The organism is Pantoea sp. Fr+CA_20, assembly GCF_024520835.1.
Lineage (GTDB): Bacteria > Pseudomonadota > Gammaproteobacteria > Enterobacterales > Enterobacteriaceae > Pantoea > Pantoea allii.
In genome coordinates, this window is the sequence record NZ_JALNPN010000002.1 from 57,342 (window position 1) to 79,222 (window position 21,881).

Consider the following 21,881-nt stretch of genomic DNA (forward strand, 5'->3'; position numbering starts at 1 on the left):
TAAAAAAAAGCACCGCGCTGAGCGGTGCTTTTCGTCAATCTGATGCCGTTAGTTGGTCTTTGCCGCGGGAGCGTCGGGTAATGACTTCTCCAGTTGCGCCAGATCATTGGCAATTTTGACCGTTTCATCCAGATAAGGATCGGGCTCTTTATAGTCCTTCGGTAAATCATCCAGGCTTTTCAGCGGCTTTTTACCTTCAGCCTGATAGCGCGCATTAATCCGTTCCAGACGCAGTGCATCTTCTTCATGATTCTCTTTCTCACGCTGGGCAAGATTGAGTGACACGATATTGCGTTTGTCTTTCATGGCATTAAAGCGAGCGATGTCCTTCATGATGTACTGGAACTCGCGATCTTTAGCGATACGTTCGTCGTGTTCTTTGGTCAGCTGCGGTGCCAGCGCTTTGACATCACCGGTCCTGGTGTACGTGGCGGCCGTAATGCTGTCCCACGGTAACGCGTTATCTTCGAACTTCTCGCCCGTTTCTGCCGCTTCTACGCCGGTCGGCATCAGCAGGTCAGGCGTAACGCCTTTGCGCTGAGTACTGCCACCGTTGATGCGATAGAACTTCTGAATCGTGTACTGCACCGAACCCAGTGCCGGCCATTCCGGGCGCAGCATCTGATCGTAAATCCGGTTCAGAGAACGATACTGCTGAACGGTACCTTTACCAAAGGTCGGCTCGCCAACAATCAGCGCACGTCCATAATCCTGCATGGCAGCCGCGAAGATTTCTGATGCTGAAGCACTGAAGCGATCAACCAGCACCACCAGCGGGCCTTTATAGTAAACAATGCCGTCGTTGTCGCTGTCCTGGCGCACGTGGCCGTTGTTATCACGCACCTGCACAACCGGGCCGCTGGGTATAAACAGGCCGGAAAGCGAAACCGCTTCGGTCAGCGCACCGCCGCCGTTGGTACGCAGGTCAATAACAATGCTGTCCACATTCTGCTTCTGCAGTTTCTGCAGCTGGACCTTAACGTCATCGGTCAGGCCAACGTAGAAGCCCGGAATGTCCAGCACGCCGACTTTCTGTTTACCGACGTTATGAACGCTCATTTTAACGGCGCGATCTTCCAGACGGATTTTCTCACGCGTTAACGTCACAATGCGGGTCTTGGTGCCTTTGCCTGCAGGCAGAACCTCAAGGCGAACCTTGCTGCCTTTCGGCCCTTTAATTTTGGCGACCACATCATCCAGACGCCAGCCAATCACGTCTTCCATTGGCTTGCCCGGTTCACCGACGCCGACAATCCGGTCGCCAACGGTAATGGCTTTGCTTTTCGCCGCCGGACCGCCTGCCACCATCGAGTTGATAACGGTATAGTCATCATCCATCTGCAACACGGCACCAATACCTTCGAGCGACAGACTCATTTCAGTATTGAACTGCTCGGTATTACGCGGCGAGAGATAGTTGGTGTGCGGATCGATTTCGTGAGCAAACGAATTCATGGCCAGCTGGAACACATCTTCACTGTTGCTCTGCGCCAGACGGCGTATCGCAAAGTTATAGCGTTTGGTCAGCACTTCACGAATTTCTTTTTCGTCTTTCCCGGCGAGTTTAAGGCTCAGCTCATCGTATTTGACCTTGGCGTCCCACAGCGCATTTAACTCGCTCTGATCTTTCGGCCACGGAGCTTTAGCACGGTCAATATCGATCGTGTCATTGCCGGAAAAGTTCATCGGGCGAGCCAGCACCGTGAGCGCATACTGATAGCGCTCAAAGCGGCGTTTCTGCGCCAGATTATAAAGATCGTAGAAAATATCCAGTTTACCGCTACGCAGCTCATCACCCAGTTGGGCTTTCTTGCTGGCAAACTGCGCGACATCCGACGCCAACAATACGTTGTGGCTGTAGTCGAGCATATTCAGGTAGCGATCAAAAATCTTAGCGGAAAACGTACCGTCAAGATCGAACTGGCGGTAGTGAGAACGGGTAAACCGCGAGGTCACACGCTCGCTCACCGTCGGATCCTGCGGGTCCTCGTGCAATTGAGGAATTTGATCGGCACGCGTGATGTTCTCGGCCGCAAAGGAAGGGCCTGACAACAGCAGGCCCGCGATCAATCCAACTTTTAAAAGGGTGTTCATGCCGGGGTCAGCCTCCGTTTCAGAACTGCAAATGTTCTGCGCGCACAATCATTGCCATGCCGGAAGCGAGCTGCACCCGGACGCCGTCTTTTGATACTTCCAGAACGGTCGCGTCCATCGCACTTTTGCCTGCTTTAACTTTAATACTCTGGCCGGGTTGCAAAGTTGAGGTATCAGTGATGGGTTTAGCCTGCTGCTCCGGGCGTGGTGCCGGTTTGCGATTCTGTGATGCAGTAGGACGCTCAGCAGACTGTGGACGCGGCTTACGCGCGGCCTCACCTTCTGCCGGTTTACGCGGAGCAGGTTTACGTGGGCGACGTGGTGCAGATGCACCTTCTTCGCCTTCACCGGCTTCACGACGCGCGGCTCGCTGCTGGTCGCGTTGTGCCTGAACACGCGCTTTCGCATCTTCAAGCTGCTTGCGGGCATGCTCCACGTGCTGCTCATCGAGCACACCACATGGGTTTCCATCGAGATCCACGCGGGTTGCGCCCGCTTTGATACCGTAGAGATAACGCCAGCTGGAGGTATAAAGGCGCAGGGCCGAACGCAACTGCGTTTTGCTCAGGTTCATTTCGCCCTGAACGCGCTCTACCAGATCCTGAAAGATACCGATTTTGAGCGGACGCGCTTCACCTTCAGCGCTAAAGCAGTGCGGAAAGCGCTCCGCCAGAAAGCTAATGACTTCTTTACTGCTATTCAACTTAGGTTGATTTTCCATGAAATTTCCTGATTACTACGGGTTTGCCGACCAGAGCAGGCATGAACAGGCGACATTATAATGACAACATCGCCAAATGCCATGCAATCCAGTCGATTAGCTGCGCGTCAGTTGCAAATATTTTTCTAAGTCACTGTTCGCGAGCACGTCGCAAAGCCCGTTAGTCAAGGCGACCAGCCCTTTTTCATCTTCACTATCAAAGCGATTGTATTCCACGCTGTCGATGTCCAGAACGCCGACAACCTGACCGTTTATTTTCAGAGGAATCACAATTTCTGCATTACTGGCCGCATCGCAGGCGATGTGTCCGGGGAAAGCATGGACATCATCAACACGCTGAACCTGTTCCTGCGCCAGTGCCGTACCACAAACTCCTTTACCCACCGGAATGCGGACGCAGGCAATCTTACCCTGGAACGGGCCAAGTACCAGCGTGTCCGCTTCCGTCAGCAGGTAGAAGCCTGCCCAGTTCACGCCTTCAAGACGTTCATACAACAGCGCGCTAAAATTACCCATCGCGGCGAGGAACGCCGTTTCTCCCGCCAGTAAGGCGCGCATATCGCGATCTAAATCGGCGTAAAAGGCAGTTTTGTTCATTATTCAACCGTTACTAGTGACATCCGAGCGGCTAACCACTCCGCTTGTTAAAAATAAGCACTAAAAATCCATAGCCATAAGGTGAATCATAGCGTTAGTTACTATAACCTTAACATTCTGTGGATCGAAGCGTGATACCCAAGACAGGTACCCAGGCGATGTCTTACTGACCCTTTGCGTTAATGACAATAAGCGAAACTTGCACTTAATGATGAAAATTCACGCTATCAGCCAGACATTGCCTCACGCACGTTATCAGCGTTGTCCGCAATGCGATACCCTTTTTTCCTTACCAGATGTGAAATCGCATCAGTCAGCGCACTGCCCCCGCTGCAACGCGCAGATTGTGAGCGGCCGTGACTGGTCAATGACGCGTTTACTGGCGATGGCGGCCACCATGCTGGTGCTGATGCCTTTTGCTTTTAGCATGCCGCTCATCGACATTCGCCTCCTGGGTATGCGCATTAATGCCAGCGTGCTGGAAGGCATCGTGCAGATGACGCTGCAGGGCAATGTTCTGACGGCCTCGATGGTGGCGTTCTGTACTATCGGTGCGCCGGTCACCCTGGTGGCGGGCATCGGCTACCTGGCGCTGGGTCAGCGTTTAGGCATGAACCTCCGTCCGGTATTGTTGATGCTGGATAAGCTTAAAGAATGGGTCATGCTGGATATTTTTTTGATTGGCATTGCCGTGGCCTCAATCAAAGTGCAGGATTATGCCGATCTTGAACTGGGCTATGGGCTGGTGGCCTATGTGGCGTTAACCGTGCTGAGCGTGATAACCCTGATCCATCTGAACATGGAGCAACTCTGGGAACATTTTTACCCACAACAGCCTCAGGTGACGCGCCGGGACGATTTGCAGGTCTGCCTCAACTGTCACTATACCGACATTCCTGATGCGCGCGGGCGCTGTCCGCGCTGTCATACGCCGCTCGACTTTCGGCGTCGCCACAGCTTACAAAAATCCTGGGCCGCACTGATCGCTTCTATCGTGCTGTTGATTCCGGCAAATCTGCTGCCGATTTCTGTGGTGTATCTGAATGGTTCGCGCCGGGAGGACACGATTTTTTCCGGTATCCTTTCGCTGGCCTCCGGTAACGTTCCCGTGGCCGCCGTGGTATTTATCGCCAGTATTTTAGTCCCGTTTACCAAAGTGCTGGTGATGCTGGCGCTGCTGATCAGTATCCATTTCCGCTGCGAGCAAGGCATGAAAACCCGCATTCGCCTGTTGCGTTTTGTTACCTGGGTTGGACGCTGGTCTATGCTGGATCTGTTTGTCATTTCACTAACCATGTCGTTGGTCAACCGTGATCAACTGCTGGCTTTTACCATGGGACCAGCCGCGTTTTACTTTGGCGCTGCTGTTGTCCTGACCATTATGGCCGTTGAGTGGCTGGATAGCCGCCTGCTCTGGGATGCACATGCAACAGGAAACGCCGACTACACCGACTAATGCTACGCTGCGCAATAAGCGTAAGATTTCGCCTTTTTGGCTTCTGCCCATTATCGCAATGCTGATTGCGGGCTGGTTGCTCTGGACAAGCTTTCAGGAGCGCGGCACCACCATTTCTATCAATTTCCAGACGGCCGATGGCATCGTGCCTGGGCGGACGCCTATTCGCTATCAGGGCGTGGAAGTCGGTACGGTGCAGGGCATCAATCTGAGCGATGACTACAGCAAGATTCAGATCAAAGCCAGCATCAAAAGCGATATGCGCGATGCGCTGCGTGAAAATACGCAGTTCTGGCTGGTCACGCCGAAAGCCTCGCTGGCGGGTGTGTCCGGTCTTGACGCGCTGGTTGGCGGTAACTACATCGGCATGATGCCAGGTGATGGTAAAGAAAGTGACACCTTCACCGCACTGGATACCCAACCCAAATACCGCGTGAACACCGGTGAGCTGATGATTCACCTGCATTCACCTGACCTCGGCTCGCTAAATACCGGCTCGCTGGTGTATTACCGTAAAATCCCGGTAGGTCGGGTTTATGATTACAGCATCAACGGTCAAAATAACGGCGTTTCGATTGACGTCCTTATTGAACGTCGCTTCGTGAACCTGGTGAAAACCAACAGCCGCTTCTGGAATGTGTCGGGGATGAACGCTGACGTCAGCCTGAGCGGTGCCAAAGTCCAGCTTGAAAGCCTGGCGGCACTGGTCAACGGCGCTATCGCCTTCGACTCCCCTGACGGTGCTGAAGCCGCGAAAACCGATCAGAACTACCAGTTGTATCCCGATCTGGCACACAGCCAGCGCGGCGTGCTGATATCACTTGATCTTCCCAGCGGGGATAACCTCTCGGCAAACCGGACGCCGCTGATGTACCAGGGCTTAGAAGTGGGCACCCTGACCAAGCTGAATTTGCAGGATGGCGGTAAAGTGACGGGCGAGATGACGATCGATCCGTCGGTCGTGGGCCTGATGCGCGCAGGCACCCGCATTGAGATGCGCAGTCCTAAACTCAGCCTTACCGATACCAGCCTGAGCAGCTTACTCACCGGTAACACCTTTGAACTGGTGCCGGGCGACGGTGCGCCGCAGCAGCATTTCACGGTGGTCGCGCCCAACAAGACGTTACTGCAAAAACCCAATGTCCTCATGGTTAAGCTGAGTGCCCCCGAGAGCTATGGCATTGATGCGGGACAGCCGCTGATGTTACACGGCCTGAAAATCGGCCAGGTAATTTCGCGGGATCTGGATGAAAACGGCGTTAACTTTGTGGTCGCAGTCGATCCTGAACAGCGGCAACTGGTCCATGGTGACAGCAAATTCATTGTTAACAGTCGTCTTGACGTGAAGTTTGGTCTGGATGGCATGCAGGTGCTGGGTGCCAGCGCCCGCGAATGGGTTGACGGTGGCATTCGCCTGGAGCCGGGTAAGCAAGGCGCACCTAAAACGGCTTATCCGCTGTTTGCCGATGCCGAACGCGCAGAAGAAGGTATTACCGGCGATGGCCCGTCAACCACACTGATGCTGACTGCCAAAAGCTTACCTGACGTGCAGGCTGGCTCCATCGTGCTCTATCGCAAATTCCAGGTGGGTGAAATTACCAACGTCACGCCGCGAGCCGATGCGTTTGATATTGCAGTCCATATCAAACCGGAATACCGCAAGCTGGTCTCTGGCGAAAGTGTGTTCTGGGCGGAAGGCGGCGCACGTGTTCAGCTTAACGGCAGCGGCTTAACCGTGCAGGCGTCACCTTTGAACCGTGCGTTAAAAGGGGCCATCAGCTTTGATAACCTGACGGGCGCGAAAGTTGATAAAGGCGTTAAACGGGTGCTGTATCCGTCTGAAACTGCGGCCCGTGCGGTCGGCAGCCAGATTACGTTACATACCTATGACGCCAGCAAACTGTCCGCCGGTATGCCAATTCGCTACCTGGGGATTAACGTCGGGCAAATTGAGTCACTGTCGCTGAGCAATGATAACAATCAGGTGGTGGCGAAAGCCGTGCTTTACCCTGAATATGTCCAGAGTTTCGCCCGCGTCGACAGCCGGTTCTCCGTCGTGTCACCAGAGATTTCAGCTGCGGGTGTCAATCATCTGGAAACCATTCTGCAGCCCTACGTTAACGTCGATCCGGGTAAAGGCCGTGGCGCGCGGACGTTTGAGCTGCAGGAAAGCACCATTACCGACTCACGTTACCTCAACGGCCTGAACATCTATGTCGATGCCACCGAGGCGGGTTCCCTGTCACTGGGGACGCCGGTGCTGTTCCGCGGGGTGGAAGTGGGTACGGTGACCGGCACCTCGCTGGGTAATATGGCGGACCGCGTCCAGATCGCCCTGCGCATCAGTAAGAAATACCAACATCTGGTGCGTAATAATTCCGTGTTCTGGCTGGCCTCTGGCTACAACCTGGACTTTGGACTGATTGGTGGTGTGGTGAAAACCGGCACCTTCCAGCAGTTTATTCGCGGTGGTATTCAGTTTGCTACGCCGCCAACGGTGCCGCTGGCTCCGCAGGCGACCGCAGATAAACACTTCCTGTTGCAGGATGAACCGCCTAAAGCGTGGCGGAACTGGGGAACGGCGATTCCGGACCCGAATCAGCCTTAAGACAGACGGGCAGCGCAGGCTGCCCGTTTTCTTTCTGCGTGCTACACTGCCACCTTTGCCTCAAAGAGAACCTATCCGTGTCCGACTCCGCCTCACGCTTCCCTGCCGACTTCCTCGACCTGATACGCCAGAGTTTGCCCGATGACACCAGCCTGCAGCAGTTTATGGATATCAGCCTGCAGCCTTTGCGCCGCAGCCTGCGGGTTAACACCTTAAAGATCAGCGTGAGCGACTTTCTGGCACAAACGGCCCACTACGGCTGGCAGTTAACGCCCGTGCCCTGGTGCAAAGAGGGATTCTGGATCACCCGCGAGGATGAAAGCCTGCCATTGGGCAGCGTCGCCGAGCATCTGAGCGGCCTGTTCTATATCCAGGAAGCCAGCTCGATGCTGCCGGTAACGGCATTGTTTGATGCGCACCCCGATGCGATGAGCGTCATGGACATGGCCGCGGCACCCGGCTCAAAAACCACCCAGATTGCCGCCTGTATGCATAACCAGGGCGTTATCCTTGCCAATGAGTTCTCCTCCAGCCGGGTCAAAGTATTGCACGCCAATATTACCCGTTGCGGCGTCACCCATAGCGCACTCACGCACTTTGATGCCCGCGTCTTTGGACCTGCGCTACCGGAGCAGTTTGATGCGATCTTGCTGGATGCGCCCTGCTCCGGCGAAGGTGTCATGCGTAAAGACGCTGATGCCCTGAAAAACTGGTCGCTTGCCAGCACCCATGATATTGCCGCTACCCAGCGCGATCTGATTGACAGCGCGTTTCATGCCCTGAAGCCAGGCGGTACGCTGGTGTACTCCACCTGTACGCTGAATCAGATTGAGAACCAACAGGTGGTGGCCGGGCTACTTGAGCGCTATCCGAATGCCGTCGAAATTGCCCCCTTGCAGTCATTGTTCGCAGGTGCGGAGCGGGCAGCCACGCCTGAGGGTTTCCTGCACGTTTTTCCTCAGCTGTTTGACAGTGAAGGTTTCTTCGTCGCCCGCTTACGTAAAACGGCGTCCGTCGAGCGTTTGCCCGAACCGACTTATAAAGTCGGTAAGCTGCCGTTTAGCCACCTGAGCCGCAAGCTCGAAAGCGAGATTGTGCAGGCAGCCGCGAAGGTCGCCATTCAATGGGATGACAGTTTGCAGCTCTGGCAGCGTGATAAAGAGATTTGGCTGTTCCCGACCGCGGTTACACCGCTATTAGGTAAGGTGCGCTTCTCGCGGATTGGCCTGAAGCTGGCAGAGACCTTTGCAAAAGGCTATCGCTGGCAACACGAGGCGGTTATCGCGCTGGCCTCACCGCGCCCTGAGCAGACGTTTGCGTTGAGCGAGGCGGAAGCCGAAGAATGGTATCGCGGTCGTGATATCTATCCTGAAAATGCGCCAACCCTCGACGAAATGATAGTGACCTATCAACATCAGCCGCTGGGTCTGGCCAAACGTGTTGGTAGCCGCATTAAAAACAGCTACCCGCGCGAGCTGGTGCGTGATGGCAGGCTGTTCCGCTAAGCGCACGCACGCAGCGTGACACTGTCACATTGCGTGCCCTGTTTTTGTCTCAGGATTGCGGTTAAATCGCGCGTGATGTGATGGAAGATGCGTTAAACAGGACAGGACCACGCCGGACGCCGCCGGCGCGTTCAGCCTTTATGCGTTGCGCAGTTTGGCGGGATGCGTCAGCAGTTTAGCCGCAGGCCGGATTGGCCGCCGGACTAATTCCCCGCCACAGTTTGGACACAGCCCTTTAAGATGCTGCTCAGCACAGGGAGCGCAAAAGGTACATTCGAACGAACAGATGCGCGCATCGTAGGATGCGGCAGGCAAGTCGGTATCACAGCGTTCACAGTTAGGGCGCAGTTCTAACATGGCATCCTCCTTGGCGGTAGCGGCTGTCAGCGTGGCAAAAGCCGCACCGCTTGTCGAGGATTTTCATCTTGCCATCAGGATGCCGTATGGATTTTATCAGCGGTTAGCGTGTTCCTGATTTTGCGTATCCTTGCTGCCCCGATCGTCATCATCCTCTTTATTCTCATCGTCATCCTCGTTCTCTTCGTCGCTATTCACCATCGCCGCCTGAATCGCCTCATCTTCCAGCACAGGGTTAAGCGCCGCGCCTAATGGCGATGTCGCCAGGCTGTCTGGCAAGACCACATGGGGCAGCGGTACTTCGGTGGTCGGCAACGGAAGCGGCGTTTTCATATAGCTCAATGCGGCAATCAGCAGCGTACACAGGGTGAAGAACAGATAAAGCATGTTGCTGCCAAACGGCTGAATTAATGCCCCCACCAGCAAAGGACCGATACTGGCACCGATGCCAAAGGCCATCAATAAACAGGCCGTGAGTGACACGCGCTGCTCGGCAGCCACCTGATCGTTAGCCAGAGCGACCTGTAAAGGATAAAGCGAAAACTGCACCATGCTGGCGACAAACGCGATGCCCAGCACCCAGTTGAAAGAGAGGTTTGGCAATACAACCAGCGGCAGACAGGCCAGCATCAATACGACGGAAATATAGAACAACAGTCGCTGGCGGTCGTAGCGATCGGACAGCCAACTGAGGGGAAACTGTGAAACCAGCCCGGCGAAAATAGTCAGGCTCATGAATATCCCGGTTTGGGCATCGCTGAACCCTTTACTGCTGGCGTAAACCGGTGCAAGGCCATAAAACGCACCGACCACCATACCGGTTAACAAGGTGGTACTGAGCAACTTTGGAATCGTGCGAATAAAATAGCTCAGCTCCATGGGCGCGGGCGACATGGGCCGCACATGGGTGCGCGTTGTCAGGGCGATGGGCACCAGACAGAGCGCAAAACAGAGGGCCACAATCAACAACGTATTGATACCAAAACCGCTTTGCAGCGTCAGCACCACCTGGCCACTACTCAACCCAAGGTAAGTTGCCACCATATAGAAGCCAAAAATCAGGCCGCGCTGTGAAGATTCCGCCTGATCATTGAGCCAGCTTTCCAGCACCATGTACTGACACATCATGCACAGGCCGATAATCAGACGCAGAAAAACCCATAGCGGTATAAAGTCTGTCAGCCCGTGCCCTATCACCGACGCGGTGATAATACCGGCACAGGCCACATACGCACGAATATGGCCAACGCGCGCAATCAGGTTGTGCCCCACTTTTCCGCCGATCACCAGGCCAATGTAATAGGCTGCGATAATCGCGCCGATCACCGCCCCGTTAACCTGTTCATGCGCCAGACGCAGCGACACATAGGTCGTCAGCAACCCCGATCCCAGCAGCATCAGTAACGTAGTGGTGTAAAGCGGCAGAAATGTTCTAAGAATTTTTCGCATACGACTCCCTGTCAACCACGGTAATCGGTGTCCTGTAGTGTTTAAAGATAGTTGATTTTGTGACGGTTTAGGTCGGGACTATTCCGACTATGAAAAAAGCCCGTAAACCTCTCGGCTTACGGGCTGCTGACTCAGGCGTTAGGGAAGGTAATGTTGCTTCCCGGTGCCTCGCGATGAAGGTGGATAAAGTTCAGGTGACGTTCATATTGATCGAGGATATCAATAATCACCTGCTCTTTGCTGTAGTCCATCAGGTCATTGCCCTGACTGCCTTCCAGCAGGAAGGTTTCCAGTCGGTAATAGGTGGACTTACCGCTGCGCGCCCGGTAGGTAAAACCAGGTACCGAGTATTGCTGCGGCCAGACCTGGTAGAGGAAGTCCTGCTCGTCGCCCAACTGAACGCGCAAATCCAGATAACCCAGCGGATGCTCGTCGTCAGCCGCCACCTTATCCAGCGAAACCCTGGCGCCACGCAGCTCCAGCTCTTTTGCCACTTCCTGCATGGCAGGGAAGATGGTCTCTTCCATCATCTTCAGGGTGTAACGCGAGCCGGGGTAGTTCATCAGCCGCGACAGGCGTTTTTTCCAGGTCAGACGATCGGTCGCATGTGCCAGGTAAGGCGCAGTATCGCGTGTCGCACTGGCACGACGGTAGTCCTCTACCTTGAGTGACTTATACAATCCCGCCATAACAAAGAAGATCACGAAGCTAAACGGCAGCCCCATAATCACCGTGGCATTTTGCAACGCGGTGATGCCGTTGGTCATCAACATACTCAACGTCAGCACACCAATCGCCACCGACCAGAAGATACGCAGCCAGTTGGGCGCATCGCTGTTGATGTCTTTCAGTTTTGAGGTGAAGTTACCTAACACCAGCGAACCGGAATCCGCCGAGGTGACGTAGAACAACATACCGGTAATGGTTGCCACCGATGCGCTCAGCTTAAACGCCGGATACTGGGCCAGCAGGCTATAGAAACCGCGCTCTGCGTGCGTCATCACTTCCTGGGCAAAGCCCGCGTCACCATGAATAATTTCATACAGGGCAGCGTTACCGAATACAGACAGCCAAAGCAGCGTAAAGGTAAAAGGAATCACCAGCGTGCCAAGAACGAACTCACGGATGGTACGACCACGTGAAATACGCGCCAGGAACAGGCCAACGAATGGCGACCAGGCAACCCACCAGGCCCAGAAAAACAGCGTCCAGCTGTTCATCCACTGTGTTGGCCGATCAAAAGCAAAGGTATTCAGCGTCATGCCCATAAAGCGGTTGATATAGTCGCCCACATTAAGGACCAGCGCATTAAGCAGGAAGCTGGTATCACCGGCAAACAGGACAAACAGAATCAGGCCAAGGGCCAGTGCCACATTCAGCTCGGACAGAATACGGATACCTTTGTCCACGCCGGAGGTGACAGAGATGGTCGCGATAACCACCGACAGAATGATCAGCGCCGTCTGGGCGGTCAGCCCTTCGGGAACATCAAACAACACCTTCAGCCCGTAATTCAGCTGAACAACGCCGATGCCCAGCGTGGTTGCGATACCAAAAATCGTGCCGACAACCGCCGCAATATCCACGGTATGTCCAATCGGGCCGTTAATGCGCTTTCCAAAGATAGGATACAGCGCCGAGCGGATGGTTAACGGCAGATTATAACGGTAGCTAAAATAACCCAGCGCAATGCCCATTAAGGCATACATTGACCAGCCGGTTAAGCCGTAGTGGAACAGCGTCCAGACCATCGCCTGGCGGGCCGCCTCCATGGTCTGCCCTGCACCTTCCGGCGGCTGCATATACTGTGAAACAGGTTCCGCTACCGAAAAGAACATCAGGTCAATACCGATACCGGCGGCGAACAGCATCGCCGACCAACTCAGTACACTGAACTCAGGCTTTGACTGCTCTGGCCCCAGCTTGATCGAGCCGAAGCGCGAACACGCCATATAAACCACAAAGACAATGTACAGCGTTGCCGCCAGCATGTAATACCAGCCAAACGCGGCTGACACCCAGTTAACTGCCTTTAAAATCCAGCCTGCAGCTTCGTTGCTAAACAGAATGGTGATGAGTGAAAACGTCAGAATCAATCCTGCCGATGTGTAAAACACTACAGGATTGATTCTGTCTTTTTCACTAGTTGGTGGACTCGTCATCGTTTACCTCTGGTTGTTGGCTTGTAAATTCTGCAAGAGATCAATCCGGTTAAAAATCCGGCGCCCTGGCGGCATGTGTTTTTTTACGCTTCGTTTCCTGCTGTTACATTCTGGTCAAAACTAGCAAATCTGCCACACTTACCGCTTCACTTACTCAACTTTTAAGACACATCATCCTAACAAGGTTTCTATTTATATTGAACATCCAATCAAAAAAAGTTTAAATAGAGGCTCGGTTTCAGGCTGGAGTGAAAGTCATGCCAAAGGTAGGGATGCAGCCAATACGACGTCGGCAGTTGATTGATGCCACGCTGGGCACCATCAATGAAGTCGGCATTAATGATGCCACCATTGCCCAGATTGCGCGGCGCGCAGGCGTTTCAACGGGCATCATTAGTCATTATTTCAAGGACAAGAATGGCTTGCTGGAAGCCACCATGCGCGATGTCACCCGACAACTGCGTGAAGCGGTCGCGCGTCGGCTGGCGCCACTGGCGCAGGCTTCGGCAGAAGTCCGGCTGCGCGCTATCGTCGACGGCAATTTTGACGAAAGTCAGGTGGAACGCGCGGTAATGAAAGCCTGGCTTGATTTCTGGTCAAGCAGCATGCATCAGCCTCAGCTTCGACGGCTGGAACGGGTCAGCCACCGGCGCTTGTTTTCAGCGCTGGCAGTGGAATTTCGCCGCCAGTTGCCCAAAGAAAAGGCCCGCCTTGCCGCCCACGGGCTGGCCGCCATGATAGATGGCCTGTGGCTACGCGCCGCACTGAGCGGAAAGCCTTTTGATCCGGCTACCGCCCGGACACTGACCACCCAATTCATTCGTCAGCAGTTAGCTGGCGAACACGAGTAACGGAACCAGGAGAAATTATGTCCCGATTCAACGAGCAACAACTCTACATCAATGGTACTTACGTTGCCGCCACCTCTGGTGAAACCTTCCAGAGCATTAACCCGGTTAACGGTGAGGTACTGGCTGATGTTCAGATCGCCGGACGCGAGGATGTCGATCGCGCCGTTGCCGCTGCCCGAAAAGGACAAAAAGTCTGGGCGGCCATGACCGCAATGGAACGTTCACGCATTCTGCGTCGTGCGGTTGATATCCTGCGCGAGCGCAATGATGAGCTGGCTGAACTGGAGATGCTTGATACCGGTAAGCCGTTCAGTGAAACCGTAAGCGTTGACATCGTTACCGGTGCCGACGTGCTGGAATATTACGCTGGGCTGATCCCTGCGCTGGAAGGCCAACAAATTCCGCTGCGTGATACCTCATTTGTTTATACCCGCCGCGAACCACTAGGCGTTGTCGCAGGCATCGGTGCCTGGAATTACCCGATTCAGATTGCACTCTGGAAGTCTGCGCCAGCGCTGGCGGCGGGTAACGCCATGATCTTTAAACCCAGCGAAGTTACCCCGCTGACAGCGCTGAAACTGGCTGAAATCTACACAGAAGCCGGCGTGCCAGATGGTGTGTTTAACGTGCTGCCGGGCACCGGCGCGGTCACCGGCCAACTGCTGACCGAACATCCGGGCATCGATAAGGTGTCATTCACCGGCGGTGTGGTCAGTGGCAAGAAAGTCATGGCGAACGCGGCAGGTTCCACGCTGAAAGACGTCACGATGGAGCTGGGCGGTAAGTCTCCGCTGATTATTTTTGATGATGCCGATCTCGACCTGGCAGCCGATATTGCCATGATGGCCAACTTCTACAGTTCTGGCCAGGTGTGCACCAACGGTACGCGGGTGTTTGTGCCTGCCGCGCTGCAGTCTGCCTTTGAGGCCAGGATTCTTGAGCGCGTTGCACGTATTAAAGCAGGCGACCTGCGCGATCCTGACACTAACTTTGGTCCGCTGGTCAGCTTTAGCCACCGTGATAATGTCATGCGCTTTATTGCATCTGGCATTGAAGAAGGCGCACGTCTGCTGTGCGGCGGTAAGCGCTTAACCGGCGAAGGCTTTGATCAGGGTGCCTGGGTTGAACCCACCGTATTCAGCGACTGCCGTGATGAGATGAAGATTGTCCGTGAAGAAATCTTTGGCCCGGTCATGTCGATTCTGAGTTACACCTCTGAAGACGAAGTGGTGCGCCGCGCCAATGACACCGAGTTCGGCCTGGCTGCCGGTCTGGTGACGCAGGATCTGAACCGCGCACACCGGGTGATCCATCAGATTGAAGCCGGCATTTGCTGGATTAACACCTGGGGTGAGTCCGCCGCCGAAATGCCGGTTGGCGGTTACAAGCACTCTGGCGTGGGACGTGAAAACGGCCTGATGACGCTACAGAGCTACACCCAGGTCAAGTCGGTTCAGGTGGAACTGACGCGTTTTCAGTCTGTATTTTAATCCCCTAACCTGAGGAACGACGAATGGAATTTGATTACATTATCATCGGAGCCGGATCCGCAGGGAATGTTTTGGCTACCCGACTCACCGAAGACAGCAACGTAAATGTCTTACTGCTGGAAGCGGGCGGCCCTGACTACCGTTTTGATTTTCGCACCCAGATGCCTGCAGCCCTGGCTTACCCTTTACAGGGAAAACGCTATAACTGGGCGTACGAAACAGAGCCTGAGCCCTACATGAACAACCGCCGGATGGAATGTGGCCGAGGCAAAGGCCTGGGCGGTTCATCGCTGATCAACGGTATGTGCTATATCCGCGGTAACGCCATGGATCTGGACAACTGGGCTGACATGCCTGGGCTGGAGAACTGGAGCTATCTGGACTGCCTGCCCTACTACCGTAAATCAGAAACGCGCGATACCGGTGCCAACGATTACCATGGCGGTGACGGTCCGGTCAGCGTCACTACGCCGAAGAAAGGCAATAACGTTCTGTTTGAAGCGATGATTCAGGCTGGCGTTCAGGCGGGCTATCCGCGTACCGATGACCTTAACGGTTATCAGCAAGAAGGCTTTGGCCCGATGGACCGGTTTGTGACGCCTGAAGGCCGACGCTCCAGTACCGCTCGCGGCTATTTAGACAGGGCGAAAAGCCGCCCTAACCTGAAAATCACCACACATGCCACGACTGACCGCATTTTGTTTGAAGGTAAGCGCGCGATTGGCGTCGAGTATTTAATCGGTGACAGCAATACGCTGCACACGGCTCACGCACGTCGTGAAATCCTGCTGTGTGCAGGTGCCATTGCCTCACCACAAATTCTGCAACGCTCCGGCGTCGGTGCCTCAGCGCTACTGAAGCAGTTTGATATTCCCGTGGTACACGACCTGCCAGGCGTCGGTGAAAATCTGCAGGATCACCTTGAGATGTATCTGCAGTACGAGTGTAAAGAACCGGTATCGCTTTATCCGGCCTTGAAATGGTGGAATCAGCCTAAGATTGGTGCGGAGTGGCTGTTTAACGGCACCGGCGTGGGAGCAAGTAACCAGTTTGAAGCGGGCGGCTTTATTCGTAGCCGTGAGGAGTTTAGCTGGCCAAATATTCAGTACCACTTCCTGCCGGTGGCGATTAACTACAATGGCTCGAACGCGGTTGATGCGCATGGTTTCCAGTGCCACGTGGGTTCAATGCGTTCACCGAGTCGCGGTCACGTGCACCTGAAATCACGCGATCCGCGTCGCCATCCAGCCATCCTGTTCAACTATATGTCTCATGAACAGGACTGGCATGAATTCCGCGATGCGATTCGTATCACGCGTGAGATCATTAATCAGCCCGCGCTGGATAAATACCGTGGTCGCGAAATCAGTCCCGGTATTGAATGCCAGACCGATGAACAGCTGGATGAGTTCGTGCGTAATCACGGCGAAACGGCCTACCATCCTTGCGGCACCTGTAAAATGGGCAACGATGAGATGTCGGTCGTTGACAGTGAAGGCCGCGTTCACGGACTGCAGGGGCTACGCGTTGTCGATGCCTCTATCATGCCGCTGATTATCACCGGTAACCTGAATGCGACCACCATCATGATCGGTGAAAAAATTGCCGACAGCATTCGTGGCCTTGAACCACTGCCACGCAGCACGGCAGACTACTATGTTGCAGGGGATGCTCCCGTCCGCACGGCGCCAGAACGCACGGCGTAACGGTTTTCTGTGCCACCACCAAGCCGGACATCTGTCCGGCTTTTTTATTTCTCTGCCAGAACGAAACCGCGCCTCAACCAACGTCATATTCACCTGATATTCTTCAAATATCCGAACAAAAAGACTGTCTCTTCATCTGACTACGTGATATAACGCTGTGGTGTTTATTACCGGAGGCTTTATCCGTCCACTGAAGAGAAGCAACAACGTGGATGCATTGTTAAATTATGAGCAGGACGTTCATTACGCTTTTTACCGCCCTTTTTACCCTTACCGCTTTCAGCGTTAACGCCGTCGATCAGCACTGGCGCAGCGCGCTTTAGTCCCCCCTCTCTGCCAGCAAATTTCTCTTTCTGCCGTTGCGTTACGCATCACGGTAAATCATGACGTTTATTTGTGGAGAAAACCCATGCGCGCCTGGGGATTATTAGCACTCGCTATTGTTACGGAAATCATTGGCACCTTAACCATGAAATGGTCCAGCCTGAATCAAAGCCAGACGGGATATGTGATCATGCTGGGGATGATTGCCTGTTCTTATCTCTTTCTGAGTTTCGCCATTAAGCGCATTGCGTTGGGTGTCGCTTATGCGCTCTGGGAAGGCGTTGGCATTATGCTGATCACCGTATTTAGCGTGCAGCTGTTTGACGAAACCTTATCGCTGATGAAAGCCTGCGGGCTGTTCACCCTGGTTGTCGGCATCCTGTTAATTAAAGCCGGCAGCGGTGAGGTTAAGGAGGCAGAACATGATCCTGCCTGATCTTATTCACTTTGCCTGGCTGGCGCTGGCCGTACTGCTGGAGATCGCCGCTAATATTTTACTTAAGTACAGCAACGGCTTTAAAAAACCCGGTTATGGGATTCTGTCGTTGGCCTGCGTGCTGCTGGCGTTTAGCGCGCTGTCTCAAGCGTTAAAAGGCATCGAGTTGTCGATTGCGTATGCCCTGTGGGGCGGCTTTGGCCTCGTCGCGACCGTGGCAGCAGGATGGATTCTGTTTGATCAGCGGCTCAACCGAACAGGCTGGGCCGGGCTTGCCCTGCTATTACTGGGAATGATTATCCTTAAACTGGCCTGACACTGCGGGGACGGTGACGTCCCCCATTGTCATTTATGACGTCACGCGTATCAGGCGATGCGCAAAAACATCCCTGCGCGCTCGGGAGGCAGTGCCGGTTCAAAACCATAGCGCGCATAAAAAGCGGGCGTACCGTGGCTGGCGATTAAACTGATATAAGCTGACGGCGGTGCGTGACGCTGAATATAATTCATCAGCGCACGCATAATACGATCGCCTACGCCTTTCTTTTGATGCTGCGGGATCACTGCAATATCCGTAATGACAAAAAAGCATCCTCCGTCCCCGATGACCCGGCCAATACCAATGGGGCTATCCTGGTGATAAACAACAATGCTGTATAAGCCATTTTTTAGCCCAATCCCGGCCGCCTTGACCGATTTGTCACTTAGCCCGGCGCGGGTTCTGATCTGACGATAGGTTTCTACAGACGGTATTTCTTCCTGAATGATATAGTCCACGTGAATAACCTCCTGGTAATATAAACGGCCAACCCCTTTTCGGTTTCATTCATCTTAATGGTGAAAAAACGCGGGATATAACGATGATTTCTGAGCCAAAAGGTGAGTTAAACTCACCGTTGACCGCTACCCGGATGCCCTCATTAGTGGCTTTACGTTGTTTTGAGGCGGCGGCGCGCTTTGAGAATTTTGCCCGGGCGGCGGACGAACTGCATCTTACGCCCGGCGCAGTCAGCCGTGCGGTGCGCGTGCTTGAAGAGGATTTGGGGATTGCACTGTTCGAACGGCGTAACCGGAAAGTTTACCTGACCGAGGCGGGCAGAAACCTTGCTGATGCGGTCAGTAATGGCTTTGCCATGATTTCCCGCAGCGTAAGCCAGTTACGCGCGGGGACTCGCCAGCGCGTCCTGTCCTGCGAACCCACGTTACTGATGCGCTGGCTGATTCCGCGTTGGGGAGAATTTGAGGCGCGCTTCGGAAAACATGAAATCCATCTGGTGGCGGCCAGCGGCGCATTCTCCTTTAATCAGGGCATCGACTTTGCCATTCGCCGCAATGACTTCCCTGAAGCGCCGACCTGCCATGTTGAACACCTGTTTATGGAAAAAGTCGGGCCGGTGTGCCGACCCGATCGTGTCGCAGCCTGGTTTGATGAAGGCAGCAGCCTGAAGCAAGAGGCACCTTTGCTGGTTTCCCGCAGCCGATCCAACGCCTGGCAGGCGTGGTCGGCGGCAAGGGGAATAGCGGAACCGACCAATGCACTGCAATGTTTTGAGCACTTCTACTTTAGCCTTCAGGCGGCGGTTGCCGGTATCGGCGTAGCGATAGGACCCTGGCAGCTCGTCAAAGACGATCTGCAGAGTGGCCTGCTGGCCGCCCCGTTGGATTTTGTTGAAGATGGCACGCAGTATTGTCTGTTCTCACCTGAGGTGGCTAAAGCCGGAAGCGTTGAGCGCGATCTAACCGACTGGCTGCACGACATCAGCTGAACGCTCGCCATCGACACTCGCGTTATCCGATCGTGCCCGCGTGCTCTTAGCTGTACTTCACGAGCATTTGCAAAGCCTCATCAAAGTGGCCTTTCGCTTCGGCCTCGCGAAAATAGCGCACGCGCGCCACGCAGACTTCCGCAGGCGTTGCCCCGCTATGCAATAACGTCATCACCTCATCGGCAAACGCATCAAGCGGCATACTGTTGGCATCCTGTGACTGTCCGGGTGCCAGCTCGGTCTGCACCTGGGGCGGGATAATCTCAATCACCTCCACCTTTCCCTGCAATAGCGGCCGAATAGCCGCCGTATAGGAATGGAGTGCCGCTTTGGTCGCACTGTAAGTCGGTGACGCCGGAAAAGGCACAAAAGCCAATCCTGAGGAGACGTTGATGATGGCCGCATCGGGCTGACCGCTGAGATGATCGATCAGCGCATCCGTGAGCCTGATGGGAGCAATAAAATTGGTTTCTGTCATTCTGGCTACCTCGCTCAGATCCCGCCCTGTAGTGATATCTTCGGGGCTGAACACACCGGCATTATTCACTAAAACATTCACGTGCGGGTAGGTGCGCAGTAGTTGAGGAATGGCGTTGTTGACGTCGGCTGCATCCGTAACATCCATCACCCAGGTTGCAATGCGCTCTCGTCCGGCGGCCGCATCGTCTAAGGTTTCCTGCCGACGTCCGGTGATAATCACCTGATTTCCGGCGTCGTGCCAGCGATGTGCCAGTGCCCGCCCAATGCCCGATCCCCCGCCAGTAATCAACAACGTATTGCCACTCTTTTTCATGTTTTCGGTTCCCGTTTGACGTACCAGACAGCGGTAGCGAGCACATCATCTCGCCGTTCAATTATTAACCACAGCGTCAGAATCCTCTCACTTTTTTGTTTGCGGGTGGACTTGGCAACAGCGTTAAGGCTTAGTTACCGCCTTAGAGCCAGTATAACTAACTGATTAACGAGGTTTTACCATGTCTGCGACACGAGGTTGGTCCACGGAGCTGGAGGGGTTGCGTGGCATTGCTTCTCTTTGGGTACTGCTGGGGCACATCAGTTTGCTTATCCATTGCCATATCACCCTGATTTCCTCACCCGGCATTGGTGTGGATCTGTTTATCCTGCTTTCGGGTTATCTGATGGCGAAAAACTACGTAGAACGCCAGCATAAAGAGCCCTGGCAAAGTGCGGACACCATCAAGAAATTCTGGTTACGTCGTTTTTTCCGCATCGCCCCGCTCTACTATTTGCTGCTGGCCGTTGCGCTGATTTACGGCCCCTGGTTTGGTGAAATGCGCGATACCATTGCACAGTTTTATTCCGGCACCGCGACAGAATCCTCCCGCTATGCCGATCAGTCGTTGATGAACGTGCTAACGCACCTGTCATTCCTGTTCGGCTTGCTGCCCGCCTATGGATTCAATACAACGCTGCCCGACTGGAGTATTGGGCTGGAAATGCAGTTCTATCTGCTGTTTCCCTTTATTATGCTGGCGGTGATGCGCTTTGGTTATGCCACCGCCCTGCTGAGCATTATGGCGCTGAGCTGTGCCGGTCGTTACCTGCTGCCCGACTACTATGAAGCGTTTGAAATGCCATCGATGATTCTGATTAAACTGAATATGTTTATTTCAGGTATGCTGCTGGCCGAAGCTGTTCGACGCAAATCCCTGCTTTATATCGTGTTTGCCCTTGCCGGACCGGCAGTCAGCGTTCTTATCGGATTGGGTGCCATTAAGCTGCAGGTGATGCTGGAAGCCGTCATGATTATCGGTATGGCGGCCGTGCTGTGGCAGTATCAGGAAAACAGTCTGATGGCGAAACTGATCCAGATCCCACGCAAGCTTTTGAACAACCGACTGAGTACATGGTTAGGTGACGTCTCGTTTTCGGTTTATTTGCTGCACCTGCTGATCGTGATTCCAGCGATTGCGCTGTTGCTTAATCAGACGGATATCGAGTATCAACATGATCTGACGCGTTTCCTGATCGTGTGCGCCGTGTCGATTCCGCTGACCTATGGACTGGCATCTTTACTGTTCAAATACGTGGAAAAACCGGGGATCAATCTGGGTAAAAGGTTCCTGTCAGCTAAGCCTGCACGCTGACCGAACAATGGCTCGCGAGTGCGAGCCATTTTATTCACTTCACACGGCTTTACCCACCTCGTGCTGCCTTTCCCTCACGTGTTCATCCGGTGACTCCGGCGTATCGGCGATGCTGCTATGGGTTTTTAATCCGGCGACATGAACGCGATCGATCCTGGTGTGCACCAGACCTTGTGCGGTTGCCCCAAATGAAATCATCAAAAATAACCAGGCCACGGCTAACGGTTTCTTCATTGCGCTTTCCCATGCTG

19 protein-coding genes are annotated in these 21,881 nt (G+C 54.2%); 10 read left to right on the top strand and 9 right to left on the bottom strand.

Going from position 1 to position 21,881, the window contains the following annotated elements:
* Nucleotides 1-48 precede the first annotated feature (48 nt).
* From prc to NR177_RS02760, 3 genes are all read right to left on the bottom strand, one after another.
* Nucleotides 49-2,094 (bottom strand): carboxy terminal-processing peptidase, encoded by a 2,046-nt coding sequence (gene prc, locus NR177_RS02750; RefSeq protein ID WP_063879857.1) that lies wholly within the window; start codon nucleotides 2,092-2,094, stop codon nucleotides 49-51.
* A 19-nt stretch (nucleotides 2,095-2,113) separates the two neighbouring features.
* Nucleotides 2,114-2,815: an RNA chaperone ProQ gene (proQ, locus tag NR177_RS02755; RefSeq protein WP_013026035.1), complete on the bottom strand. Its 702-nt coding sequence runs from the start codon at nucleotides 2,813-2,815 to the stop codon at nucleotides 2,114-2,116.
* Nucleotides 2,816-2,911: 96 nt separating this feature from the next.
* On the bottom strand, nucleotides 2,912-3,412 hold the full coding sequence (locus NR177_RS02760; RefSeq protein ID WP_063879858.1) for a GAF domain-containing protein: 501 nt from the start codon (nucleotides 3,410-3,412) through the stop codon (nucleotides 2,912-2,914).
* 211 nt (nucleotides 3,413-3,623) lie between these two features.
* Between NR177_RS02760 and yebS the strand changes: the two genes are divergently transcribed.
* From yebS to rsmF, 3 genes are all read left to right on the top strand, one after another.
* Nucleotides 3,624-4,868, top strand: a complete 1,245-nt coding sequence (yebS, locus tag NR177_RS02765) for a membrane integrity lipid transport subunit YebS (RefSeq protein WP_063881191.1) — start codon at nucleotides 3,624-3,626, stop codon at nucleotides 4,866-4,868.
* On the top strand, nucleotides 4,837-7,476 hold the full coding sequence (locus NR177_RS02770) for a PqiB family protein (protein ID WP_256852253.1): 2,640 nt from the start codon (nucleotides 4,837-4,839) through the stop codon (nucleotides 7,474-7,476). The genes yebS and NR177_RS02770 overlap by 32 nt, the downstream gene beginning before the upstream one ends.
* A gap of 77 nt (nucleotides 7,477-7,553) precedes the next feature.
* A complete protein-coding gene (rsmF, locus tag NR177_RS02775) occupies nucleotides 7,554-8,981 on the top strand; it encodes a 16S rRNA (cytosine(1407)-C(5))-methyltransferase RsmF (RefSeq protein ID WP_109716463.1) in 1,428 nt (475 codons plus the stop codon).
* 138 nt (nucleotides 8,982-9,119) lie between these two features.
* Here rsmF and NR177_RS02780 read toward each other — a convergent pair whose 3' ends face one another.
* The 3 genes from NR177_RS02780 to NR177_RS02790 form a co-directional block, all read right to left on the bottom strand.
* The gene (locus NR177_RS02780; RefSeq protein WP_063879861.1) at nucleotides 9,120-9,338 is read right to left on the bottom strand and encodes a DUF1272 domain-containing protein; all 219 of its coding nucleotides are present in this window, start codon (nucleotides 9,336-9,338) and stop codon (nucleotides 9,120-9,122) included.
* A 96-nt stretch (nucleotides 9,339-9,434) separates the two neighbouring features.
* The gene (locus NR177_RS02785; RefSeq protein WP_172897369.1) at nucleotides 9,435-10,787 is read right to left on the bottom strand and encodes an MFS transporter; all 1,353 of its coding nucleotides are present in this window, start codon (nucleotides 10,785-10,787) and stop codon (nucleotides 9,435-9,437) included.
* A gap of 131 nt (nucleotides 10,788-10,918) precedes the next feature.
* Nucleotides 10,919-12,949 carry a choline transporter gene (locus NR177_RS02790; protein WP_063879863.1) on the bottom strand — a complete coding sequence of 677 codons (2,031 nt, stop codon included), beginning with the start codon at nucleotides 12,947-12,949 and terminating at the stop codon, nucleotides 10,919-10,921.
* Between the two features lie 257 nt (nucleotides 12,950-13,206).
* On the opposite strand from NR177_RS02790, the gene betI reads away from it, so the two are divergent.
* From betI to mdtI, 5 genes are all read left to right on the top strand, one after another.
* The gene (betI, locus tag NR177_RS02795; RefSeq protein ID WP_145393928.1) at nucleotides 13,207-13,800 is read left to right on the top strand and encodes a transcriptional regulator BetI; all 594 of its coding nucleotides are present in this window, start codon (nucleotides 13,207-13,209) and stop codon (nucleotides 13,798-13,800) included.
* Between the two features lie 17 nt (nucleotides 13,801-13,817).
* Nucleotides 13,818-15,290: a betaine-aldehyde dehydrogenase gene (betB, locus tag NR177_RS02800; protein WP_145393926.1), complete on the top strand. Its 1,473-nt coding sequence runs from the start codon at nucleotides 13,818-13,820 to the stop codon at nucleotides 15,288-15,290.
* Between the two features lie 23 nt (nucleotides 15,291-15,313).
* Complete coding sequence (gene betA, locus NR177_RS02805; RefSeq protein ID WP_256852254.1) at nucleotides 15,314-16,996, top strand: choline dehydrogenase; 1,683 nt, start codon at nucleotides 15,314-15,316, stop codon at nucleotides 16,994-16,996.
* A gap of 409 nt (nucleotides 16,997-17,405) precedes the next feature.
* A complete protein-coding gene (gene mdtJ, locus NR177_RS02810; RefSeq protein WP_109716466.1) occupies nucleotides 17,406-17,756 on the top strand; it encodes a multidrug/spermidine efflux SMR transporter subunit MdtJ in 351 nt (116 codons plus the stop codon).
* A complete protein-coding gene (gene mdtI / locus NR177_RS02815) occupies nucleotides 17,743-18,072 on the top strand; it encodes a multidrug/spermidine efflux SMR transporter subunit MdtI (RefSeq protein WP_145393922.1) in 330 nt (109 codons plus the stop codon). Before mdtJ ends, mdtI begins: the two co-directional genes overlap by 14 nt.
* 50 nt (nucleotides 18,073-18,122) lie before the next feature.
* Here the strand turns inward: mdtI and NR177_RS23940 are convergent, their stop codons facing one another.
* Nucleotides 18,123-18,533 carry a GNAT family N-acetyltransferase gene (locus NR177_RS23940; RefSeq protein WP_145393920.1) on the bottom strand — a complete coding sequence of 137 codons (411 nt, stop codon included), beginning with the start codon at nucleotides 18,531-18,533 and terminating at the stop codon, nucleotides 18,123-18,125.
* A gap of 83 nt (nucleotides 18,534-18,616) precedes the next feature.
* On the opposite strand from NR177_RS23940, the gene NR177_RS02825 reads away from it, so the two are divergent.
* Nucleotides 18,617-19,522, top strand: coding sequence for a LysR family transcriptional regulator (locus NR177_RS02825; protein WP_145393918.1), 906 nt, complete (start codon nucleotides 18,617-18,619; stop codon nucleotides 19,520-19,522).
* 46 nt (nucleotides 19,523-19,568) lie between these two features.
* On the opposite strand, the gene NR177_RS02830 is transcribed toward NR177_RS02825, so the two are convergent.
* A complete protein-coding gene (locus NR177_RS02830) occupies nucleotides 19,569-20,315 on the bottom strand; it encodes an SDR family oxidoreductase (protein ID WP_256852255.1) in 747 nt (248 codons plus the stop codon).
* A 181-nt stretch (nucleotides 20,316-20,496) separates the two neighbouring features.
* On the opposite strand from NR177_RS02830, the gene NR177_RS02835 reads away from it, so the two are divergent.
* Nucleotides 20,497-21,630, top strand: a complete 1,134-nt coding sequence (locus tag NR177_RS02835) for an acyltransferase (RefSeq protein WP_256852256.1) — start codon at nucleotides 20,497-20,499, stop codon at nucleotides 21,628-21,630.
* Between the two features lie 39 nt (nucleotides 21,631-21,669).
* Here the strand turns inward: NR177_RS02835 and NR177_RS02840 are convergent, their stop codons facing one another.
* On the bottom strand, nucleotides 21,670-21,864 hold the full coding sequence (locus NR177_RS02840) for a hypothetical protein (RefSeq protein ID WP_063879871.1): 195 nt from the start codon (nucleotides 21,862-21,864) through the stop codon (nucleotides 21,670-21,672).
* Nucleotides 21,865-21,881: the final 17 nt, after the last annotated feature.